Source organism: Scytonema sp. NUACC21, assembly GCF_054684315.1.
The window spans coordinates 107,349-130,230 of the sequence record NZ_BAAFZH010000099.1; the positions used below are offsets into that span (position 1 = coordinate 107,349).

At 41.7% G+C, this 22,882-nt stretch carries 14 protein-coding genes, 1 pseudogene and 2 riboswitches; of the genes and pseudogenes, 8 read left to right on the forward strand and 7 right to left on the reverse strand.

The window, feature by feature from the left end; all coding sequences use genetic code 11:
- Nucleotides 1-61: 61 nt before the first annotated feature.
- On the reverse strand, nt 62-1,273 hold the full coding sequence (locus ACYRY3_RS31130; protein WP_460205533.1) for a sensor histidine kinase: 1,212 nt from the start codon (nt 1,271-1,273) through the stop codon (nt 62-64).
- A gap of 268 nt (nt 1,274-1,541) precedes the next feature.
- Nucleotides 1,542-1,763: riboswitch (cyclic di-AMP (ydaO/yuaA leader) on the forward strand.
- Nucleotides 1,764-1,856: 93 nt separating this feature from the next.
- Between ACYRY3_RS31130 and ntrB the strand changes: the two genes are divergently transcribed.
- Together ntrB and ACYRY3_RS31140 are read left to right on the forward strand one after the other, a co-directional pair.
- Nucleotides 1,857-2,711, forward strand: coding sequence for a nitrate ABC transporter permease (gene ntrB, locus ACYRY3_RS31135; RefSeq protein WP_460205616.1), 855 nt, complete (start codon nt 1,857-1,859; stop codon nt 2,709-2,711).
- Nucleotides 2,712-2,792: 81 nt separating this feature from the next.
- Nucleotides 2,793-3,719: pseudogene (locus tag ACYRY3_RS31140) on the forward strand (ABC transporter substrate-binding protein); the annotation flags it as partial.
- Nucleotides 3,720-3,723: 4 nt separating this feature from the next.
- On the opposite strand, the gene ACYRY3_RS31145 reads toward ACYRY3_RS31140, so the two are convergent.
- On the reverse strand, nt 3,724-5,991 hold the full coding sequence (locus tag ACYRY3_RS31145) for a PAS domain-containing sensor histidine kinase (RefSeq protein WP_460205534.1): 2,268 nt from the start codon (nt 5,989-5,991) through the stop codon (nt 3,724-3,726).
- 125 nt (nt 5,992-6,116) lie between these two features.
- On the opposite strand from ACYRY3_RS31145, the gene ACYRY3_RS31150 reads away from it, so the two are divergent.
- Nucleotides 6,117-7,391, forward strand: coding sequence for a molybdopterin molybdotransferase MoeA (locus ACYRY3_RS31150; RefSeq protein WP_460205535.1), 1,275 nt, complete (start codon nt 6,117-6,119; stop codon nt 7,389-7,391).
- A 56-nt stretch (nt 7,392-7,447) separates the two neighbouring features.
- Here ACYRY3_RS31150 and ACYRY3_RS31155 read toward each other — a convergent pair whose 3' ends face one another.
- Nucleotides 7,448-7,621 carry a hypothetical protein gene (locus ACYRY3_RS31155; protein ID WP_460205536.1) on the reverse strand — a complete coding sequence of 58 codons (174 nt, stop codon included), beginning with the start codon at nt 7,619-7,621 and terminating at the stop codon, nt 7,448-7,450.
- Nucleotides 7,613-7,703, forward strand: a riboswitch (Glutamine riboswitch). It overlaps the preceding gene by 9 nt.
- Nucleotides 7,704-7,754: 51 nt before the next feature.
- Between ACYRY3_RS31155 and pirA the strand changes: the two genes are divergently transcribed.
- On the forward strand, nt 7,755-8,153 hold the full coding sequence (gene pirA / locus ACYRY3_RS31160; RefSeq protein ID WP_460205537.1) for an arginine synthesis PII-interacting regulator PirA: 399 nt from the start codon (nt 7,755-7,757) through the stop codon (nt 8,151-8,153).
- 138 nt (nt 8,154-8,291) lie between these two features.
- Here pirA and ACYRY3_RS31165 read toward each other — a convergent pair whose 3' ends face one another.
- From ACYRY3_RS31165 to ACYRY3_RS31180, 4 genes are all read right to left on the reverse strand, one after another.
- Nucleotides 8,292-8,939 carry an HAD-IA family hydrolase gene (locus tag ACYRY3_RS31165; protein ID WP_460205538.1) on the reverse strand — a complete coding sequence of 216 codons (648 nt, stop codon included), beginning with the start codon at nt 8,937-8,939 and terminating at the stop codon, nt 8,292-8,294.
- 65 nt (nt 8,940-9,004) lie between these two features.
- Nucleotides 9,005-10,195, reverse strand: a complete 1,191-nt coding sequence (locus ACYRY3_RS31170) for an NAD(P)/FAD-dependent oxidoreductase (protein WP_460205539.1) — start codon at nt 10,193-10,195, stop codon at nt 9,005-9,007.
- Nucleotides 10,196-10,543: 348 nt separating this feature from the next.
- On the reverse strand, nt 10,544-10,780 hold the full coding sequence (locus tag ACYRY3_RS31175) for a ChaB family protein (protein ID WP_460205540.1): 237 nt from the start codon (nt 10,778-10,780) through the stop codon (nt 10,544-10,546).
- A 181-nt stretch (nt 10,781-10,961) separates the two neighbouring features.
- A complete protein-coding gene (locus ACYRY3_RS31180; protein WP_460205541.1) occupies nt 10,962-12,347 on the reverse strand; it encodes a phospholipase D-like domain-containing protein in 1,386 nt (461 codons plus the stop codon).
- A gap of 641 nt (nt 12,348-12,988) precedes the next feature.
- On the opposite strand from ACYRY3_RS31180, the gene ACYRY3_RS31185 reads away from it, so the two are divergent.
- The 4 genes from ACYRY3_RS31185 to ACYRY3_RS31200 all read left to right on the forward strand — a co-directional run bounded on the left by ACYRY3_RS31185 (nt 12,989) and on the right by ACYRY3_RS31200 (nt 22,852).
- Nucleotides 12,989-14,158 (forward strand): cysteine desulfurase family protein, encoded by a 1,170-nt coding sequence (locus ACYRY3_RS31185; protein ID WP_460205542.1) that lies wholly within the window; start codon nt 12,989-12,991, stop codon nt 14,156-14,158.
- 145 nt (nt 14,159-14,303) lie between these two features.
- Nucleotides 14,304-15,605: an ATP-binding protein gene (locus tag ACYRY3_RS31190; RefSeq protein WP_460205543.1), complete on the forward strand. Its 1,302-nt coding sequence runs from the start codon at nt 14,304-14,306 to the stop codon at nt 15,603-15,605.
- Nucleotides 15,606-15,683: 78 nt separating this feature from the next.
- A complete protein-coding gene (locus ACYRY3_RS31195; protein WP_460205544.1) occupies nt 15,684-21,872 on the forward strand; it encodes a WD40 domain-containing protein in 6,189 nt (2,062 codons plus the stop codon).
- Nucleotides 21,873-22,117: 245 nt separating this feature from the next.
- The gene (locus ACYRY3_RS31200) at nt 22,118-22,852 is read left to right on the forward strand and encodes a DUF1995 family protein (protein WP_460205545.1); all 735 of its coding nucleotides are present in this window, start codon (nt 22,118-22,120) and stop codon (nt 22,850-22,852) included.
- The last annotated feature ends 30 nt before the right edge of the window (nt 22,853-22,882 follow it).

Below are 22,882 nucleotides of genomic sequence, written 5' to 3' on the forward strand. Positions count from 1 at the left end.
TGTCACACTTGGTTATACCATAGCGGGTTTTTTACAGTTATCGGTTGTTGGTGTTAAGTATTTATTGAATTTCAACTTCCAATGGTAGAGTCACCGTAAATGTAGAACCAATTCCCATCTGAGAGACAACATTCACTTCTCCTTGTAGGAGTTTGACCAACCGTACAACTATTGCTAAACCCAAACCCGTGCTATCGGGTAAGTAAGATGGCTCACCACCAAGACCAATGCGAAAGTAAGGCTGAAAAATTCGAGCTTGGTCTTCTGGCTCAATACCTATTCCAGTATCCGACACCGCGATCGCCCACTGATTATCGTTCAATGTTTCACACTTAATCTTGATTGTTCCCAACTCCGTGTAGCGAATTGCATTGCTAACAAGATTTATTAAGATTTGTTGTAACCGTAAGGGGTCTATGACAACTTCCTCCGGTGCGCCATCGCAATCAATCATCATTTGTAAATTTTTGTTAGCAGCCAAAGGCTCTAACATTTCAGCTACGCGATCGATTAATTCACAGACATTGATTGATTCAGGGTGTAGTTTCATTTGTCCCGCATCATAGCGAGAAATTTCCAAGGCATCATTGATAATGTGGAGTAATTGTCTGCCACTGCGTAGGACTCGCTCAATGTGTTCTAGATGAGTAAAAGTATCTTTTTCATCTTTTTCATCAGAATGTTTTCGTTGCAGGCGCAAAAACAAATCTGAGTATCCAATAATTGAAGTTAAAGGGCTTTTCAGTTCGTGTGCCAAATACGACAAATTATCTTGATTTGACCGGACTAGGCGCGTCAGTTCTTGATTGTTGAAGCTTAACTGATTTTGTAACTGCTGTAATTCTGTTAAGCGCTGTTTTGTATAGCTTTGAAAACAGTAAGCGATCGCTTCATCCAATACCATATCAATCAACCTTACAGCCCGCATCACTTCTTGTACTGATGCTTGCAATAATTCTTGTTCAATTGTTTTAAATATAACATCTCGCAGAATCCGATATTCTCTTGCAATTTCTGCTGCATCAAAACCTTGCTCAGCCCTAAGAATCCCATGATGCAAACTTTCTTGAACTATCGGTTTCATTTCCTCATCTTGTGTGTTTTGAGACAGCACATTTGCTAGTGCCGATAGGACATACTCTAGATGATCCTCAATAGCCGATCGTGAAAGATTCTTAGTGATGGAAATTTTTTTATCTGCACGAACTTCTTCCACCCACCGTTCTAGAATTTCCTGAGTTTTTTCCTGTAATAGTTGACTAAAATCTTTCATTTTCTTGGGGGATGGAGAATTACACGCTGACTTCCATTTTATGATTTAATATTATTTACAGTCATTTTTTCATATGACAATACCTTGACAAATATATCTTTGTAAATAACTTTTATTACAAATTTATGTCTTTGGATAGAAAGTAGAATAGTAGTTATTACTCAAGGCAAGATCTTAACGTAAATAAGATAGATAAAATATTGTCTATCTTTTGGTACCTTGACGCTACTGGAAACCAATGTTACATTTGTGAGAAATCATTTAAATAAGAGTAAGTCAGCCTAATCCGGCTAATTGCGAGTCAACGCTAGTTGGAACGGAGGAACCAAATCGTGGGGCGTATCTTTTGAAAGATATAGGGTTAGCTTGTAGAAGGTGAAGAAGGGGGCAAAAGCTTCATCCCGAACAGTTAACACTTTATGGTTTAAAAGAAGGGGATCTCTCAACCCTAGCCCGTCAGCTAACTTCGTAGGCACTGAGAGGAGACTGAAGAGACAATAATATTTTATTGAATCTCATCAGTATCCTTGGCTGGTACTGCTCCGACTTTTTGTACCTGTGCTTAAGTCTGGTGAGGTGACGTATAGTGTTTCAACTGAACATAGCTGCAATTGTTGCGGTTGCTAGTCAAGCAGCCTGGAAGCGGGCAAAGCCTGTTATTACTAAGGATAGTTTCATACTACCAGTTATTGGGTTCTTAGGAATTATCGTGCTATGGTGGGCGATCGCTCTTGCCAATCATGAATTGATGCCCACCCCACCTGAGGCGCTAGTTGCAAATTTAGACTACATTTTAAACCCGTTTTATCAGAGAGGACCGGGTAACTTAGGAATTGGATGGTTGTTGATAGCCAGTTTACGACGGGTAATGCTGGGCTTTCTGTTGGGTGCTGTCGTAGCAATTCCCTTAGGCTTTTTGATTGGGATGTCTAAAACAGCAATGCTAGCTCTCAATCCAGTCATTCAGATTTTTAAACCTGTATCGCCCCTAGCATGGTTGCCAATCGCCTTGGCTATCTTCAATCTGGCAGACCCCTCAGCGATATTTGTGATTTTTATCACCTCATTGTGGCCCACCATCATTAACACTGCCTTAGGTGTATCGAGTGTTCCCAAAGATTATATAGAAGTGTCGCGAGTGCTGGAAATGCCCCGTTGGCGGCGAATTACAAAGATTATCTGGCCCGCGAGCCTACCATATGTATTCACTGGCTTGCGAATTAGTTTGGGAATTGCTTGGCTGGTGATCGTTGCTGTAGAAATGCTCACCGGTGGTATTGGCATCGGCTTTTTTGTATGGGATGAGTGGAGCCGTCTCAACCTGAGTTCAGTATTTTTAGCCGTATTTGTCATCGGTTTGACCGGGCTGCTGCTTGATTTTGCAGTGGGCAAACTTCAAGAGTTAGTCACCCGTCGTCCAACCAAGACTACAACTTAACGAAGGGTTGGTGGTTAGTCATAAGTAGAACAGATAACCACCGACCATTCACTCCTCACTCCTAACTGTTAACAATTTTCCATGAACAACGCCGATAACGATAAGATTTTGAATCGACGAGAATTTTTGGTAGGAATGGGAGCAACAGCAGCGGGCATGGCGTTGTCGTCCTGTGCCATTTCTGGCGATCGCAGTGCCAAAGGGCTGACAGAAGAAGCAGCTGCTGTTAAACCTGTTGTTGATTCTAAAACATTAGAAAAACCAAATTTGACAGTTGGTTACGTCCCCGTAAATGACTGTGCGCCATTTGCTATTGCTTGGAAAAAAGGTTTCTTCCACAAATACGGTCTCAACGTCAAACTCAATCGAGAAGCAAGCTGGGCAACCTCCCGTGATGGCATTATCTTTGGTCGCCTTGATGCCTCACCTGTAGTATCTGGTGCTGTAACCAACGCCAGAATTGGTGCTGAAGGCGCACGTCACGCACCATTATGTGCGGCTATGACAATTCACCGTCATGGCAATGCCATGACAATGAACAAAGCCATGTGGGATTTTGGGATACGTCCCTGGCACGAGTACAAAGCACAATATGGCGATAGAGCCTTGGAAGAATTTGGTCGGCAATTTAGAGCCTTTTTTGAAAAACAGCCAACGGAAGGCAAAGTCTGGGCAGTGGTTCTAAGTTCAGCCATCTACGAATATTTTATTCGCTATATATCGGCAGCCGCGGGAGTCGATCCCTTCAAAGAGTTTCGGGTGATCGTTGTTCCCCCACCACAGATGGTGACTAACGTGCGGATTGGGGCAATGCAAGCCTATATGGTGGCAGAACCTTGGAATACCCGTGCTATTACTGGCAATGAGGGTGTGGGCTTTACCTTTGCTCAAGGCAAGGAAGTTTGGCTGGGACATCCAGACAGACTTTTGGGTGTTATGGAATCATTTATCGTCAATTATCCCAAAACCTATCGTTCTTTAGTGAAGGCGATGATTGAAGCTTGCCAATGTCTCAAGCAGTTATAGGTCGATCGGATGAGGGAATCGTAAAGTAAAACTTAGTTCCAACTCCTACCTCAGACTCAGCCCAAATACGTCCTCCGTGATGTTCTACTATTTTTTGACAAATAGCCAGACCAATTCCCGTACCGGGAAACCTTTTTTGGGTGTGGAGCCGTTTGAAAATTTCAAAAATTCGCTCCAAATACATTTGTTTAATACCAATGCCATTATCACTGACACAGAATAACCATTCGTTGTTTGCAATCAATTCCGCTGTTACGTGAACTTGCGGTGGTTCTGGACGGCGAAACTTAATTGCATTTTCAATAAGATTTTGAAATAATTGTATAAGTTGAGTTTTGTTAGCAGTCACTGTTGGTAGATGGTCATAGGTTACCCTAGCTTGAGTTTCAGTGATGTACGGTTGTAAAGTACTAAGTACCTGCTGAAGTATAGCATTGCAGCTGATTGACTCAAGGGGTCTGACAACTGAACTAACACGATGGTAAATCAGTAAATCGCGAACCAACTGCTGCATCCGCGTTGACCCCTCCACAATATAACTCATATATTCTTGAGCAGATGGACCCAGATGGTCTTGATATTCCTGTGCTAGCAATTGAGTATAGCCACTAATAGCGCGTAAGGGTTCCTGTAAATCATGGGCAGCTACAAAAGCAAATCTCTCTAGCTCTTGGTTAGAGCGTTTAAGAGCCTCCATGAGTCGTTCCAATTTTTTCTCGCCTTCTCTACGTTCAGCAATTTCCGCAGTCAGTTCTTTTGTTCGTTCTTGAACCCGAATTTCTAACTCTTCGTTAAGATTTTTTAAGGCTTGTTCTGCTTGTTTGCGTTCGGTAATATCGGTACAAGCTCCAACCCACTCCCGAACACTGCCATCAGGGTTGAAAACCGGAACTCCCCGTGTGACAAAGTCACGATACCCACCATCTTTTGTTCGCAATCGAAACTCTGCTTCATAAAGACCTCTAGTGGCGACAGCGTTCATCCACTCTCTTGCCATATGCCCTCGGTCTTCAGCGTGAATGGCATTCAACCAACCCTGACCCTTAAGCTCTTCGGAAGTTTGACCCGTAATCTCTTGCCACCCTGCTGTTGTACCCATCGCCTCGCCTTCAGAACTGGCAATCCAGATAACTTGGGCACTGGCGGTGAGCAAAGAGCGATACCGCTGTTCGCTTTGATACAATGCTTCTGCTGAACGTTGACGCTCCAGAATTTCGAGTTGCAGCTGCTCTAGAGTATGCTTTAATTCTTGAGTACGCTCTTCAACTCTTACTTCTAGTTCATCTTTTGCTTGTTTTAGCGCTTCTTCTGCCCGCTTGCGATCGCTAATATCCCTACCTTCGGGAATAATTAGCACCACCTCTCCTGCCTCATTAAAGATAGGTCGTAAGGAAAAGTCACCGGTCATGACTTTATTGTCCGTACCCCAGACATCGACTTCATAACGTATAAATTTACCTGTTCGCGCTTGGGCAATTGCCTCTTGCAAGCCCTTCTGAGATTCGGGTGAAATTGTCCACCAATAAGTCTCCCAGAACGGACGGTTAATGACATCTTCTAGCTTAAGCCCAGCAAAGTTCAGCGCTGTTTGATTAACTTCTAACAGGATACCCTCTGGTGAGAGCAACCCCACAAATTGAAAAGTGTTGTCAAAGATGGCACGGAATCGTCGCTCGCTCTCTCTTAATGCTAACTCTGCCTGCTTGCTCTCGGTGATATCGTTATTGATTTCAAGAATGGCAACAGGCTGATGGTTTTCGTCTCGTTGCAATGTCCAGCGACTTGCAACTGTAATTTGCTTGCCATCACGTTTTGTCTGGGTCAGTTCGCCCTCCCAATACCCTGTTTGCCAGAACTCTTCTCGAATTTCCTCAAGCGGTTTGGGGAAGGCTGTGTTTAAAAATGTGTGGGTGTATTGTCCTAGGGCTTCTTGTTTTGTCCACCCATACAACCGTTCTGCCCCTTGATTCCAATAGTTTATTTGACGATTGAGATCGCTAATGATAATTGTATCATTGGCTAAGTCGAGGATTTGCGCGTGTTTTCGCAGTTCTGCTTCTGCTAGTTTGCGATCGCGTAGTGTAGTTTGGCGTTCCCGAATTTGCCTTTTCAACAAAAAATAAACTCCAAACAGAAGACCCACAATCAACGAGTAGTTAACGATAACAATAGAGAAAGGTGTACCTCCGGTGCTCAATTGCAGCAATACCAAAGCAAACCCACCTGCAAGAATCTTTTCAGACGCTTCTTCCATCTTGAATCCCCATATCTACGAAAAACTTTTCTGCCTCCAGTCGGATTAACCTTAATAGTGCCCCAAGAATAAGTGATGCTTCGTCCCCTATTAAAATCTAACGGTAAAGAGTCGGAGGTGATGGCGTGCTTTCAGTTAGTGATGCAGAAGTTACTATTTTACAGTTAGTACAATCCCTAGATACTCGCAGAGATACGGAAGTTGTAGATTTGTTAGCAGCTAATAGCCGTATTTTGGCATCTCCCGTCACCAGTCAACTGGATTTTCCTCATTGGGATAATTCAGCAATGGATGGCTACGCAGTGAGATACGAAGATGTACGGGACTGTGACGAGAAAAAGCCAGTTATATTAGAGATTATCGCAGAAATCCCTGCAGGTGTTCAGCCTCAGTCTATCATTCAATCGGGAAAAGCAGCACGGATTTTGACGGGTGCAGTGATGCCTGAGGGGGCAGATACAGTTGTGATGCAGGAAAAAACGCGCCGAGAAGGAAACCGCGTTTTTATTCTTGCTGCCCCCAAACCGAAAGAATTTGTCAGACAGCGAGCAAGTTATTATAAAGCCGGCTCGCAGTTATTACCTGAGGGGATTATCTTAACTGCTGCCGAAATTGCCGTGTTGGCTGCTGCCCAATGTACAAAATTAAACGTTTTTCGCCGTCCTCGCATCGCTATTTTATCTACTGGTGATGAACTTGTTACACCTGAGACACCATTGCAATCGGGTCAAATTGTCGATTCCAATCAGTATGCCATAGCAGCCTTAGTCAAACAAAGTGGTGCTGAACCGATCTTGTTAGGCATCGTCAGAGACGATTCAGTTGCCCTAACTGGTGCGATCGCCGATGCACTTGTCCAAGCTGATATCATTATCTCTTCCGGAGGTGTCTCAGTAGGAGACTATGACTATGTGGAGCAAATTCTAGAATCTTTAGGAGGCAAAATTCACATTCGTTCTGTGGCGATGAAACCTGGTAAACCTCTGACTGTTGCCACATTTCCTTCCAGTCCCCACTCCTCAAATGCGCCATGGCGTGTCTCCACAACTTCCCACTCCCCCATATACTTTGGTTTGCCAGGAAACCCCGGTGCTGTCTTAGTCACGTTTTGGCGGTTTGTGCAACCAGCAATCAAAAAACTTTCCGGGAGAACTGAAGGCTGGGAACCAATGTTCGTGAAGGCGCTAGCATCTCAAGATTTACGTTCTGATGGCAAACGTGAAACTTACATTTGGGGTCAAATGCGTTTGAGTGATGGAATTTACCACTTTCATCCAGCCAGTGGTGTCCAAAATTCTGGAAATCTGATTAATTTAGCTCAAACCAATGGTCTAGCTGTTCTGCCAGTGGGTCAGACCTTGATTGCGACAGGTGAACAAGTGCGGGTTTTACAGTTGTAGTTCACAAATGGGTGGGGACTGCCCACCCCACAAAATTTTCCACATATTATTAAATACTATGAATATTTTCCCATTTTTATATCTTTAGATTGTGTTCTTATTCCTTTAGAAGGAGGGATAGAGATAGATTGCGTGCCTTCTAAAGGATATAAAATATTTATATGTTTTTTTGTCATAATTTCTCCATTTTTGAGTAAAACTGTTACAATGAATACAGAATAATCGTTCATCTTTATAAGGTTCTGGAAATTGATTTTTCAGGGAATGGTCTTATAGAGACGGAAGTAGGGAGAAATCCCCAAGGAACGCGCCTCATTTTACTCAACTACTCAGACAATTAATTTTCATTCAGAGGCGAGACAGATGAAACTCACATATCGTGGTGCTCATTATGAACACAGTCCCCTAAACCCCGAACTGACCGTAGGTGAAACTGGTGGAAAGTATCGGGGTCAGACTTGGAAGCGTAGCTACCCCAGACACATTCCTCAGACCCAACCAGTGGCTGAGTTGAAGTATCGCGGTGTGGCTTATTGTGTCGGCGATCCATTAGACGTAGAACTGATGATGCTATCCAAGCAGCAAGGTAAAGGTTCCAGTGTGGTAAAAACTGGCTGCGTCAAAAATGGTGCTGATGAGTTAGCCAAAGCTCATCTGATGAATATCCGTCGCAATTTAGAATATCGCTTGCAAGTTGCCAGAGAAAACGGCGATCAAAATCTTGTTCGCTTACTTGAAGATGAAGCAAGACAGCTGGTGTAAAGGCTTGTAGGGGCGAATGGTTATTCGCCCGATATTAGGCCTAGGTAGGGGCGAATGGTTATTCGCCCGATATTAGGCGTAGATAAACCTATGCCACAGGTTGATGTTGGTGGGCACTGCCCACCCTACTACTAACCACTATCTCTTCCGATTTATCCAAATACCTCTCATACCAGCGGTTTTAGCCCCATGATAGTCCTCTGTGATACTGTCCCCAATATGCCATGCGGCTTGAGGTGAGCAGTTATGTTTTTCTAAAGCAGTAGCAAAAATTTTAGGGTCTGGTTTAGCAGCACCCGCTTGGGTAGAAATGGTGATAGACCCGAAAAACTCTCGGAGTTCCAAATCTTGTAAAACTGAATAAATTCGGGAATCAAAATTAGACAGTATACCTAATTCAATACCCTGACGTCGCCAGTTTACTAAAGCTGACAGGACATCAGGATAAACAAACCACGGGTCCGCAGTTCCAAAGTGGATGTAAAGTTCGCTGAAAAAAGTAGAAAAGTCTGTAAATTTTTCTAAAACACCTGCTTTTTCAAAGGTATTTCGGGCGATGCGAAGCCACCACTCAAACTCGTACTGAGGAATATCTTGCGGTTCAGCATCAGGAAATATAGGTGGTGGGGCAGCTTTAAAGCTTTGGATAAATGTTTTATTCAACGTTTCAGAGGAAACTTGGACGCCAAACTCTTGGGCTATTTGACCGTAAACTTCGCCCACACTCCCTTTAACGCCGAAGAGAGTGCCAACAGCATCTAAAAAGATAACTTTCGGTCTTTCCATAATAAGCTTACAGCTACTAGTTATCAGCAATCAGCGATCAGCGCTGACTGCTGAGAAGCTGATTGCTATTTTATAAGTGTTTCTATAATAGGACGGGCGAGCCAGTTAAAACCAACTTTAAGTTTGTGATCTAAGGTTGGCAATCGATAGAGATAGGCAAGGCGTCGGGCAACATATGCCAATGGTCCATTCAATTTCACGCCCAAACCAGTGAGTGTCGCATTGTCTATACCCAATGCCATCATCTCACCTAAGTATTGATAGCGGAAGGGAAGCAAAGGACGATTGGTTAAAGTTGCCCAGATATTCCAAGCAGCGTAGTCAGCTTGCTGGAAAGCAGCTTGGGCTGTTGCTGGAATTTGCTGACCTTCTGCATCGCGGCAATCGGCTAAATCTCCCACGGCAAAAATTTCGGAATGGTCTTCCACTTGGAGAGTCGATGTCACACTGATTTGACCCCGTTGGTTTTGTTTGAGGGGTAAACTTCTCACCACAGGTGATACTCTCGTTCCCACCGTCCAAATCACCAAGTCTACAGGAATTGTGTCAATCTGATTTTTATACTCTAGCGAGATGCTATCTTGTCCAATGGAGTCTAGCTTAGTTTCTAAATCGAGAAAAACGTTTCGTGCTTCCAAGGCTTTAGTTGCTGCTTCTCTGTTAAATTCTGGCGAAGTTCGTAAAATTTGGTCGCTCAGTTCAATCAGTCGAAATCTTCCTCTTTCCCCAAGTCTATCTGCTAGTTTGCAAGCTAACTCCACTCCACTGTATCCAGCACCAACAATTGCTATCCTGATTTTATCAGCCTCTGATTCCTCCAACACTCGCAAGCGTTCTTCTAAACGGTATACATCTGTAAGACTGCGGAATGGGTAAGCATAAGATGTTGCTCCCGGTACTATATCCAGAGGTGTTTCGCCACCCAATGCCAACAACAATCGGTCATAGGAGAATTCCGGTCCATCCTGTAGGTGTACGCGTCGCCGGTCTATATCAATCCCCGACACAACACTTTGACAAAAACGTACACTTGTCCCTTGTAAAAGTTCTTCAAATGGTGGGGCAATCTCCCAGGTTTGCAATTCCCCTGTCAGAAGTTCGTAAAGAAGAGGTGAAAACAAGAAGCGATCGCTTTGATCTACCCGAACAATTTCCGGCTTTTGTGAATTTTCCCAAGGCAACTCGCTCAGGCGCAATGCAGTGTAGAGACCACCAAAGCCTCCACCAAGGATACAGATTCTAGATTGTTGAGTCATCGGACAGTGAATCCCAGCAGGGCAACTTATCCCAGTTTACTGATTTCTCATGTTCAATTGCCATCAACCATGAGTCCCAATTTTTTCCTTCATACAGTTCGCATTCTCGTAAAGTCCTCAATTCGTAGGCTGGGCACTACCCACCAACTTCAATCTGTAGGCTGGGCACTACCCACTAACTTCAATTTGTAGGGTGGGCACCGCCCACCAACTTCAATTGGTAGCCCACCACCTTCACAAAGTTAACTTTATTTGTACCAACCTCTTGAGCTTGACCCAGATAACAAGCAAAAGGCGGCTTGCACCTAAGACAAACCGCCCAAAATTCAACTTCTGTGTGAAACAACCTTAATTTCCACCACTGGTGACAGCTTTATTGTGTATAGCAGTCACGTCACCCTTCGCGTACCATTTACCATCTTTGTCTTGAGCGTATTGATTGCGGACACTGTTCCAAGCAACTCGACGGGCACCGTCTTCGCTAATACCGTCGCTTTGAGCAGCGTTGAAAGCCGCAACGAAAATCTGCTGAGCTTCTTGAGGCAATTGTTGTTTTAGGTCTTGTGCTAATTCATCAACTTTCATAATTCTCTCCTAATTTCCAACTTTGGCTTCATCCTAAAAAGTTAAGAGACAGATTTTCCTCTTTCTCAAAGCAGAGATCAAAAATAACTATCCTTTTGGCAGAGAGATGTTAATAGTAGATAGTAGTTAGTGGATAGTGGTACATTGATAAATAAATAATATAGCTACTAACAACTCACAACTAACCATTAACTCGACACTTTCGTGCAGATGGTAAAGTTTTCAACCCCAACTCTGCTGTTTGATAAAGCCGACTAAATTCTCTTTCATAATGTGCTGCAACAGTAGAATTTTGTATAAACATCAACGTCTCATCATTCATGTAATTGCCAGCATTAGACCAATTATGACTGCCAGTGATGACCAATATCCCATCTAAAACTGCCATTTTACTATGCACTCCCCGATCGCCTATTGGTGCTGTGGGAAAGCCAACAGTGGTTATCGGACGATTCCAAGGTTTCACGTTGATAGAGAAATTTCTTTTACTGCGGCGAGGGCAAACACCCATTGCATCATATGCTTTCGAGTACGGTTGTCTGATAAAATCTGGGTCTACCAGAACTTTGATATCTTCAACGCCGCGATCGCGAATTTGACCAAGAGTATCGCTAATATGTTGGTCTGAATAGACAAACATGGCAATATGCACGCTCTTTTGAGATTGCCTTAAATAGGAAGCAATTATTCCATTACTTGTGGTTGCAATATCATCTTTTTTGCGGTTTGGGGAAAAGTTGATTGCGATCGTTCCATTCCCCACTGGAATAGTTACGGGGAGCCTTTTAGGTTTATGGGATTTAAACAATCCCTGCCACATATAGTTGAATTCTTCCGTAAAAACCCCTGCTATTTGTCTATTAGCAGGAATAACAACCATGTTATTAGGATTGCCGCGACTATCTAACTTTGAAAAATCACCATGTAATTCTGATGTCGTCAAATTGCCGCTAGATATGACAGTAGTTTTTCCATCCACAACAATAAATTTGTGATGCATGAGCCCGCTGCCTTTAGGTGCAGCAACAGAGGTATCATCTTTTATTTCAATTCCACTTGAACGCAATGCAGCCAAAGCATCAGAAGGGTAAAGCTTCAATTCTTCATATGTTCGCCTGTCATGTTCATTCATCCGTGGAATTTCTGCTGGTGTATATTCAGCTAATGTCTTATTATATTTACTGTCAATCAAAACCCTAACTTTGACGCCGCGATTGTGGGCAAGGGTTAATGCTTCCACAACTTTTGGAAGCCTCAATTCCATCACAGCGATGTCTGCGGTGCTCTGCGCTTGGTTAATGACATCAATGATTTTCTGTTCGAGGTTATCTCCTTTACGAGTGAAGTGCCTGTAAGGATCTTTGTAGGAAGATATTGGATTTTGGTTAAAATAAGCTTGAACAGCAGGGTCTTGAGGAAGCGGTTGAAGAAGTGTTTCTTTTGGTGATGGGTTAAAACTATGAACGAGTAGAAACCCAACTATTAACAGCAATAATAAAACAGCAGTATTTCTGTAAACTTTAAATTTTTGTTTGTGAAAAATTAGAGAAATCAGGATAAAATTCATGGTAAAAAGAGGAGGGAAAAAACATGATGTTCACCCTGTTTTAATATTGGCAAAAGAAGGATAAATGATAAAGGATAAAGTATGAAGGGCAAAGGATAAAATATGAAAATTAGGTTGATAGACAGATAAAAGCACCCCAATTTATTGATAGATTCACTTTATACTTCATCCTTCATACTTTACTAGTATTGTTGGAAACTAATGGAATGACAAGACGGGTATTGCGGAAGTTAATTTGGTTTTGTGGCGATCGCTTTGAGTAATTGCAACGCAGAAATGTGAGAATTCATTAAATCAGCAATAGCTTGATATTAAGCAGATAATGCTCGACAAATTGCCTGTACCTCAAATCTTGGCACTATGCCCTAATAACTAAACATCCTGGCTACACTCTTCTAGAACTTGTGTTCTGCCTGTAGTCGCAGGCTCCTGTCCTCATGCCAACGCTTGCCTAACTTGTACTTATTTTCGGACAACTCTCTATGCCTTACAGATAACCTATGCGTTAAATCTGTTGCTAAAGATCCACCTACACGCTTACAAACAGATACCTGGAGGTGGTAATAATTGGGCAAATGAACTCTTTAAGCTCAAAATAAAAACGACTTGCTTCCCAATCTGTGTTGTCACTTAATGAAGTTATGCAAATTTACCTTGACTACAGCGCAACAACTCCTACTCGTCCAGAAGCTATAGCTGCCATGCAAGCAGTCCTCACCCAACAGTGGGGTAATCCCTCCAGCTTGCATGAATGGGGACAACGGGCAGCAACAGTTGTGGAACAAGCAAGAACGCAGGTTGCTGGTTTGATAAACGCCCTTGATGCGGAATCTATTATTTTTACTTCTGGGGGTACTGAATCAGATAATCTTGCAATTATGGGAGTTGCCCGTCTATACGCTAAACCGCAACACATTATTATCTCTAGTATTGAGCATTCCGCCATTGCTGAACCAGTACGTTTGCTAGAGTTATGGGGTTGGCAAGTCACTCGTTTGAGAGTCGATGGTAAAGGAAGAGTCAATCCTTTAGATTTGAAGGCAGCACTACAGGAGAATACCGTATTGGTTTCGGTTGTTTACGGTCAAAGTGAAGTGGGCACAACACAACCCATTGAGGAATTGGGAAATATTGCCCGCAGTGCAGGTGCTTTGTTCCATACAGATGCGGTGCAAGTAGCAGGACGCCTACCTATAAATGTAGAAAATTTACCCGTAGATTTATTGAGTATCTCCAGTCATAAAATTTATGGACCTCAAGGTGCTGGAGCATTATACGTGCGTCCGGGTGTGGAGTTAGTACCTTTGCTAGGAGGTGGGGGACAAGAAAAGCGGCTTCGTTCCGGTACGCAAGCAGTCCACGCCATCGCTGGATTTGGAGTAGCAGCAGAATTGGCAGCCAAAGAAATGCCAACAGAAACTCCTCGGCTAATTCAGTTACGCGATCGCTTGTTCGCCCACCTCACAGACATTCCCGGTTTAATCCCTACAGGCGATCGCACAAACCGCTTGCCCCACCATGTTAGTTTTTGCCTGGAGTATGCCGATGGAGAAAAACTCAGTGGAAAAACTCTAGTACGGCAAATGAATTTAGCTGGTATTGCCATCAGTGCTGGTGCAGCCTGTCATAGCGGAAAACTTAGCCCCAGCCCCATACTCTTAGCAATGGGTTATTCAGAAAAGGCAGCCTTAGGCGCTATCCGCATGACACTCGGACGCGAAACAACGGAAGCTGATGTAGATTGGGTGGCGATGGTGTTAAAACAAGTTTTGGAAAGATTAACACCAGGGTTATCTTCAGCCAGACATTGAAAAGTTATTAAGCTGTCACACATTCAATTTGCATGGCTAAAGTGTATAATTGAAGGTTGTGTACTTCTATTGCTGATATATTTTTTTGGAATACGTACTAGGGCTGATGTAGCTAGAATAGATCAACCCTAATGCGTGGTAGTTTATGGCATTGGATTTGCAGAAGTTTTACCAGGCTTGCAACCCAAGCAAAACCTTGGCAGTGAGCAATCCTTTAGATAGGCAATATTATATTGATTTTTCGTCGGTACGGGGTGGCAGGATAATTGAAGAATTAAAGGAAAATATTACGTTTTTTTCTCCAGATGAGCCGACGTGCGAACTATTTACAGGACACATCGGTTGCGGTAAGTCTACAGAACTGTTGCGGTTAAAAGCAGAATTAGAGGAAAAAGGTTTTTATGTAGTTTATTTCGAGTCCAGTCAAGACTTGGAATTGGGTGATGTGGATATCTCTGATATTATGTTGGCAATCGCCCGTCGAGTCAGTGAAAGTCTTGAGAGTCAGGAAAAACTGCAACTCAATGAGCCTAGAGGTTTGAAAAGTTTGCTCCTGGGTATTGCTAAACTATTTCAGCTAGAATTGGAAGTCTCTGCTGAAGCATCACTGGGTATTGCCAAAATTACAGCTAAGGCAAAAGACAGCCCAGAACTCCGCAATAAGTTAAGAGAATATCTCGGACCGCGTACTAAAGGAATTTTAGACTCAATTAACGAAGAACTGTTGCAACCCGCCATCGAAAAACTAAAGCAACGGGGTAAAAACGGACTGGTGGTGATTGTCGATAATCTTGACCGTGTGGAGAGTTCTCAAAAACCGTGGGGACGATCGCAACCAGAATATCTTTTTGTAGACCGAGGCGAACAGTTACGTCAACTGAAATGTCACGTTGTTTACACTATGCCTTTATCGTTGAGGTTTTCCAATGACATTGAAAGATTAACTCAGCGATTTATGGTTAACCCCAAGGTACTGCCAATGGTACCTGTGTTACAACGGAATGGTACTGTTTCTAATGAGGGAATGTATCTGCTCAAGCAGATGGTACTAGCTAGAGCCTTTCCGTATGTGCCAGAAGAGTACCGTTTTGATTTAATGAAAGATGTTTTTGACAGTCCAAGAACATTAGAAAGATTGTGTTGTATTAGTGGCGGTCACGTTCGCGAACTACTCATGTTACTTTACGACTGGATAAAAAAAGAACGCCGACTTCCTCTATCAAAAGATATTTTAGAAAATGTTATCAGAGCACGCAGCAATCAAATGAAGTTGGCGATTTCAGATAATGAGTGGGAATTACTGCGTGAAGTATCACAGCACAAGAAAGTGCGGGGAGATGAAGATTATCGCAGTTTAGTTCACAGTCGCTTTGTGTACGAATATTGCGATCGCGAGGGTTCTTGGTTTGATATCAATCCAATTTTAGCAGAAGCAGCAGAATTTTAAGAGGTTGTTAGTTGTTAATGGTTAGTGGTTAGTGGTATTTATTGACAAATAACAGATGACAAATGACTAATAAATATTATGAATCAGCAGGGGCAAATTCAAGATATTGCAGTTTTTAACGAAAATTCTTTACAAGAGTTAATTTGGGCTATAGAAAGTTCCCAAGGAGAATTTTCGCTAGTTTTGGCAAACTGTAATTCTGCTAATTTTCGCCAGCGCTTAACACAAAAATTACAAACGTCCTGTCATGTAAAAATCCAAGAGATAAGTCTAGATACATCGATCGCAACTCTATACACAACGATTCAAGCACAAGTGGAAGACAAGCATCCTGAAGCTGTCATAGTCTATGGCTTAGATTCAGTGAGGGCAATTGATTCTATACTGAAAGGTGCGAACCAAGTCAGGGAAGAGTTTCGGAAGAATTTTTCCTTCCCTGTTGTGTTATGGGTAACAGATGAAATACTGCAAAAGCTGATTCGTTTAGCGCCCGATCTTCACAGTTGGACAACGACTGTCGAGTTTGCTACCCCTACAGAAGATTTGATTCAATGTATTCAGCAAACAGCTGATGAAGTGTTTGCCAAAGTTTTAGAAGTGGGTGCAGGGAGGTATCTTGATAATACCGCATTAAATTTGGAAATTGGTTCCCCACGACGGACAGAGTTGGAGTTAGCACGGGCGGAATTGTACAATCGCGGCGTCACGTTACATCCAGAAATTGAAGCGAGTTTAGAGTTTGTCTTAGGTCGAGATGTTCGTGGTTCAATGGAGCAATCTCGACTACATTACGAGCGTAGCTTGGCACTTTTGCAACAAGCTGGGGGGATGGAGAGATGGGGAGATGGGGAGATGGGAAGATGGGAAGAAACAGAGAATTTAATCCAACCAATCCCTCATTTTCTCATTTCCTCTACTGAGGATTTACGTTTGAGCACTCAGCAGTTGCTAGAGCGACGCGCCTGTTTAGTTTACTGCATGGGTTTATGGTGGCGTACTTACGCCGTGCTCAACCATACCGAAAGCGATCGCGCTCGTGCTCTGGCTAAAGATTATTTTCAAGAGTGTATAACTGTCTTTGAGCAAGCTAATCGTGAGGATTTGGTAGCTAATTTTATCAATGGCTTGGGAGCAGTATTGCAACGTATGCAGTGCTGGGATGAATTAGAAGTCGTTGCTCATAGAGCAATAACTTTGCATCAAATTTATCCGCATGAATTTAGATTAGCAAGGGCTTATGGTTTTCTAGCAGAAGTATCACTTGCTAAATCAGCATGGAAAGAAGCTCTAGCAGTGGCACGGCAAGCACTGACAATTCTAAATAGAGCTGTATCTGCTGCCGAAAATTCTGTATCATCTGAGACAAAAGCCGATTTAGAATGGGAGCAATCATCTCATCAAGGTTGGTATTTGTTTGCTTTGGCGAGAGCACAGGTAGCTCTTGGAGAGAAAACAGAAGCCATAGCTACCCTAGAAACTGCCAGAACACAAACCAAATCACAGTACGATCCAGAACTTTACATTCTCATTTTATGCGAGTTACGCGACTGTTGCTTTGAACAAGGCGAATATCTCAAAGCATTTCATATTAAACAAGAACAGCGAACGAGCGAGCAAAAGTATGGTTTCCGCGCTTTTACTGGTGCGGGAAGGTTGCAGCCAAAGCAACCAGTGACAAACCCCTCTTTAGCGCTGGTGGAACAGCAAGAGACAGTAGCCCAAGAAATTGCTGCTACAGGACGAGAACAAGATATCAAACGTCTCGTAGAACGCATGGGAAGTCCAGATCGCAAACTCACGATTATTTACGGTCAGTCTGGTGTGGGCAAAAGTTCAATCTTGCAAGCTGGCTTAATACCAATATTGAAACATAAAGCGATCGGCACTCGTGATGTTGTGCCTGTTTTACAGCAAGTTTACCCAGATTGGATAAGAGAACTAGGCGATCGTTTAGCTGAGGCGCTTGCAGACAGACAAACTACTGTAAGTAGTATTGACGGGGTTAATGCTATCCTTAACCAATTACATACAAATGCAGATGCCGAACTCCTAACCGTTTTAATCTTCGACCAATTTGAAGAATTTTTCTTCGTTTATAAAGATCCAAAACAAAGGCTAATATTTTATAACTTTTTACGAGACTGCTTGGATGTTCCTCATGTTCGAGTCATTCTCTCCTTGAGAGAAGACTATTTATATTATCTGCTAGAGTGTAACGATCGTCTCACAAACTTAGAAGTTATTAACAACAATATTCTTGACAAAGATATACTTTATTACTTAGGCAACTTTTCTCGGAAAGATGCCAAAGCATTAATTCAAAGCTTTACTTATACAACAAAATTGTCATTAGAGCTATCACTAATTGATGCATTAGTGGAAGATTTAGCAGGAGATTTTGGAGAAATACGCCCGATAGAGTTGCAAGTTGTAGGAATGCAAATACAAACGGAGAAAATCACTACGCTAGCACAGTATCAAGAACATGGTCCCAAGGAAGAGTTAGTCGGGCGATTTTTAGAAGAAGTTGTTAAAGATTGCGGTGTAGAAAACGAGCAAATGACTAAATTGGTGTTGTATTTGCTAACAGATGAAAACAACACTCGTCCCCTAAAAACTCGTGCTGATTTGGAATTGGAGTTAGAAGTCAAAGCTGAAACACTCGATTTGGTTTTACTGATTTTAGTGAAATCAGGTTTAGTTTTTAAAGTCCCAGCAGTTCCTAGCGATCGCTATCAACTCGTGCATGATTACCTAGTTCCCTTTGTTCGACAGCAACAATCAGAACGATTGATTGCAGAATTAGAGAAGGAAAGAGAACAACGCAAACTGACTGAAGCACGTTTGCTTCAAGTTACGCAAAAACAACTACGTGATGCACGTCGAGCAACATTTACTCTAGCAGGATTGGTAGTCGCGATTGGGGGATTTGCTGTCACTGCAACAATCACCGGACTAAATTTATACCTTAACAACCTAAGCTCATCTTCAGCAAAAGATAGTCAGCTTGAAACTTTGGTTTCTCACTTAAAAGCAGTGAAAACACTGCAACAATTCTCACTTGGAGCACTACCTGGAACTCAGCTTAATGTGATAGCAAATTTCAATCAGGCATATTATACAACCAGAGAAGTTAATCATTTAAAAGGACATCAGGCAACTGTCACCAGTGTGAGTTTTAGTCCTAATGATAAGTTATTAGCTACTGTTAGTGAAGACAAAACTGTTAAAATTTGGAGTATCTCTGGCCAACAGCTTCAAACAATAAAAGGGCATACAAGTACGATTACAAGCGTCAGTTTTAGTCCCAATGGTCGGTTGTTAGCAACAGCAAGTAAAGATAAAACTGTCAAAATCTGGAAGGTTAAAGATGGCAGATTAATGAGAACTTTCAATGCGATCGCGGTTAATGTAACAAGTGTCAGCTTCAGTCCCAATGGCAAAATTTTAGCAGTTAGCGATGGCACAACTGTGAAGATGTGGAGCCTTTCCAGTGGAGAAAAATTTAATCAATTGGACGGACATACCACTAACATCACGAGTGTCAGCTTTAGCCCTGACGGCAATTTTATAGCATCGGCTGATAATGATGATACTGTAAAATTATGGAGGAGCAACGGTAAACTGATTAAAAATATTGATAACTATGGTGCTATTAATATACGCTTTAGCCTGAATGGAAAAAATCTAATTATAACAAATAAAGATGGAACAATAAAAATTTACGACCTAAACGGCATATTACTTAAAGATATTAGGAGTAATAATTCTTCTATAGTAGATGTCACAGATTTAAGTCCTGATGAAAAATTATTAGCATTAGTCTTACACTACTCAAATAATATAGTAAATATAATAAAAACTGACGGCAGTTCTTCATTTTCAAAGGAGCTTGGTTCTCACAAAGACAGTATCACTTACCTAAGTTTTAGCCATGATGGTAAGTTATTAGCTTCAGCTAGTAAGGACAAAACAGTTAAACTTTGGAGTATCGACAGCAAGGCTTTTAGGCTTCCAAAAGATGATAGCGATACAACTTATAAAGTGAAGTTCAGTCCTGATAGCAAAATTATTGCTGCTAGTTATAGCAATCAAGTGCGACTTTGGAGTCAAGATGGAAATTTTATCAGAACTATTGATGGAGATGGTTCATTCTTGAATTTCAGTCCTGATAGCAAAACTATTGCCACTGAGAGTTCAGATCGTATTATCCAAATTTGGAATTCAAATGGTCAAAAAATGACTTTGAGAGGGCAAACTGGTAATGTCGCCGATATGGCTTTAAGTCCTGATGGTAAAATTATTGCTTCTACAGATTATAAAACTGTTCAGCTTTGGAGGAGTAACGGTACTTTTATCAAAAACTTAGCTGAATCTAGTGATGGATTCCCGAAAGTTCAATTTAGCCCTGATGGTAAGATTATTGCTGCAATAGAAGAAGATAATAAAGTCATCCTCTGGAAAAGCAGCGATGGCTCCTTTATTAAGACCTTGGAAGGGCATACTACTAGTGTAAGTAATATTACTTTTACTTTCAGCCCGGATAGCCAAATTATTGCTACTAATGGTGATGACAATGTAGTAAAAGTTTGGAGTCGTGAGGGTACTCTAATCAAAACGTTGACTGGACACAGTCATACGGTTACAAGTGTTGTTTTTAGTCCAGATAGTAAGATTATTGCTTCTGTCAGTCAGGGAGATAACGGTGTAAACAGTGCGGTAAAGCTTTGGTACCGGGATGGTCGAGAATTCACAACCATCAACGACTATGGAATTCAAGAAATACGTTTCAGCCCTGATGGTAAAATTATTGCTTCTATCAATCAAGACAAAACAGTTAAACTTTGGAATATTGATGGTAAGTTACTAAGAATTTTTAACAAGCATAATGATACTATCAATGACCTAACTTTTAGTCCGTCTGAAGAGACTATTGCCTCTACTAGTGACGATAGAAAAATTCAGCTTTGGCGTAAGAATGGTACCATAATTAAAACTCTTCGCGAACATACTAGTGGAGTCAAAAGTATTAAATTTAGCCCAAATGGAGAATTTTTTATATCTGTTGGTAATGACAACATGGTGCTACTTTGGAGTCGTGATGGTAAGCTATTCAAAACTCTTCAAAAAGGCAGTAAGGAAACTTCATATACTTACTCTATAATAATCAATATTAGCTCTGATAGTAAACAGATTGCTTTTTATAGTAAAGCATATAGTAATAATTATTCTAAATTTACCCATACAGTTAAAGTGTGGAAAAGTAACGGCAAGCTAATCAAAGCATTCCAAAGCAGGAATGAAATTCCATTCAGTTTTAGTCCGGATACCAAAACACTTGCTGTTGCGTTAAAAGAAGATGCACGGAAGCTATGGAATATTGATGACGGAAGAATTCTGGCAACTTTCAGAGGTCTAAGCAACCAAAGGAACAATATTAGTTTCAGCCAAAACTGGAATACCTTTGCTTCAATTAGTGAGGACAATACTGTTAAAATCTGGAATAGGGAAAGTATCGGTAAATTTCCAACATACTCCAGTAGAGCCTTAAAAGCTCAGAATTATAAAGCTAATAGTGTTAGTGTCAGTCCCGATGGTCAAATTATTGCCTCTACTAGTGATGACAACACTGTTGAACTTTGGGACAACAATGGCTTTTTATTAAAACCTCTTGAACATAATAGTAGACTCAACAGTGTTAGTTTCAGCCCAAATGGTCAAATCATTGCTTCTGCTGGTGAGGACAACAATGTTCTACTTTGGAAGAGAGATGGAACCCTTCTTCGGCTTTTGCCACATACTGAATCAGTAAAAAGCGTTAGCTTCAGTCCAGATGGTAATATGATTCTTTCTATTACTACCAATAATACTATCAAATTATGGAATATTAACGGTGGAGAAATCAAAACTATTGAAGGAAGTTCAAGTTCTCATTTCCCCTTTAGTTTTAGTAATGATAGCAAGTTACTAGCTGTTTTAAATACAAACTATTCTGAAGGTCGTTTAAAGCTGTATAATCTTAATGGTGTTTGGTTTAAAGATTATGAAGTTTTTGGTTTTAATCCTTCGATTGATTTGAGTTTCAGTCCAGATGGCAAGTCTATTGCGACTGCAAGTGAAGATGGAGTATTAGTTTTGAGTTTGGATCGAGATGAACTTCTTAAGCGTGGTTGCAATTGGGCGCATGACTATTTGAAAAATAGCTTGAAAAATAACCCAGATGTTGACAAGAGCGATCGCACTCTCTGTGATAAAAACAAGCAGTGAAAAATTGCTTTCAGCCCTTTCTGTATCACAGTGTCTGGTAATCCAAACACAATTTAAAATCATAAACATGAATTTTTGTATAGGTTATAGCAACAACAAAACGTAGAAATCTAGAATATGGAATCTAAAATTTAATATGGTTAGGAGTGGTGCGTTAGAATGTCGCTAACGCACCACACGAGGTGTAAAATTAATAGTCGCTTGTTAAAACAAGATTTAAAATCTAAAATCCAAAATCATTTAGCATGGCTGAACTTCCAAAAACTCTTGAAGATGCGATCGCCCAATCACGTGAGGCGACCAAAGCAGCATTGGCAGATGGATGCAAGCGCATACAAGTTGAGTTTTTATTTCCAGAACTCAAACCAATGCCCGTAGCGCAAGAATTTCTGCCAGCTTTTGAAGAATACGGTTCCAAGCTTAAGGTTTTCTTTCCCGACGCGGGTGGCGCAGCCCTTGCTAGTAGGGAATGGGTAGATGTACCGTTTAAGATTTTTGATATTGGCACTGGCAAGTTGTCATTAGAAAAAAAAATTGAGCCGGAAGACGAAATTTTCTTTCTCGTCGCCCCGACTGCTGTAGAGGTAGGTGAGGTAGAAAAGATGGCTCAATTGGTGGGCGACTGCCCCATCGTCATCTTGAATCCCCGTTTGGAAGATTTAGGAGCGGTGGGTATTGGTTATGCAGCCCGACAGTTGCGCGATCGCTTTATCAAAACTATTGAACTGTGCTACTATCTCCGCCCAGTAGATGACGAAACAGTAGTCTTTCGCTGTTATCCGGGACAATGGGAAATTTGGGTAGAAAACGGTGGTAACTATCAAAAGATTGCCGAACTTCCGCAAAAACCATCCGGTGACGATGTCGATCTCATCCTTGCCAAACAAGGTTCCTCACCTGGAACCCCAGGTACACCACCAGCGAAAAAGCCCAATGTGTTTAAGGGTTTGCAACGTTTCTTACGTGCTTTAAGGAATTGAAATTTAATTGAGATTCAGAAGCCAACACTG

What these genes read in the sequence shown, in the direction of transcription:
- ACYRY3_RS31130 (WP_460205533.1), bottom strand. Translation starts at nt 1,273, where the DNA reads ATGAAAGATTTTAGTCAACTATTACAGGAAAAAACTCAGGAAATTCTA.
- ACYRY3_RS31145 (WP_460205534.1), bottom strand. Translation starts at nt 5,991, where the DNA reads ATGGAAGAAGCGTCTGAAAAGATTCTTGCAGGTGGGTTTGCTTTGGTA.
- ACYRY3_RS31155 (WP_460205536.1), bottom strand. Translation starts at nt 7,621, where the DNA reads ATGAACGATTATTCTGTATTCATTGTAACAGTTTTACTCAAAAATGGA.
- pirA (WP_460205537.1), top strand. Translation starts at nt 7,755, where the DNA reads ATGAAACTCACATATCGTGGTGCTCATTATGAACACAGTCCCCTAAAC.
- ACYRY3_RS31165 (WP_460205538.1), bottom strand. Translation starts at nt 8,939, where the DNA reads ATGGAAAGACCGAAAGTTATCTTTTTAGATGCTGTTGGCACTCTCTTC.
- ACYRY3_RS31170 (WP_460205539.1), bottom strand. Translation starts at nt 10,195, where the DNA reads ATGACTCAACAATCTAGAATCTGTATCCTTGGTGGAGGCTTTGGTGGT.
- ACYRY3_RS31175 (WP_460205540.1), bottom strand. Translation starts at nt 10,780, where the DNA reads ATGAAAGTTGATGAATTAGCACAAGACCTAAAACAACAATTGCCTCAA.
- ACYRY3_RS31180 (WP_460205541.1), bottom strand. Translation starts at nt 12,347, where the DNA reads ATGAATTTTATCCTGATTTCTCTAATTTTTCACAAACAAAAATTTAAA.
- ACYRY3_RS31185 (WP_460205542.1), top strand. Translation starts at nt 12,989, where the DNA reads ATGCAAATTTACCTTGACTACAGCGCAACAACTCCTACTCGTCCAGAA.
- ACYRY3_RS31190 (WP_460205543.1), top strand. Translation starts at nt 14,304, where the DNA reads ATGGCATTGGATTTGCAGAAGTTTTACCAGGCTTGCAACCCAAGCAAA.
- ACYRY3_RS31195 (WP_460205544.1), top strand. Translation starts at nt 15,684, where the DNA reads ATGAATCAGCAGGGGCAAATTCAAGATATTGCAGTTTTTAACGAAAAT.
- ACYRY3_RS31200 (WP_460205545.1), top strand. Translation starts at nt 22,118, where the DNA reads ATGGCTGAACTTCCAAAAACTCTTGAAGATGCGATCGCCCAATCACGT.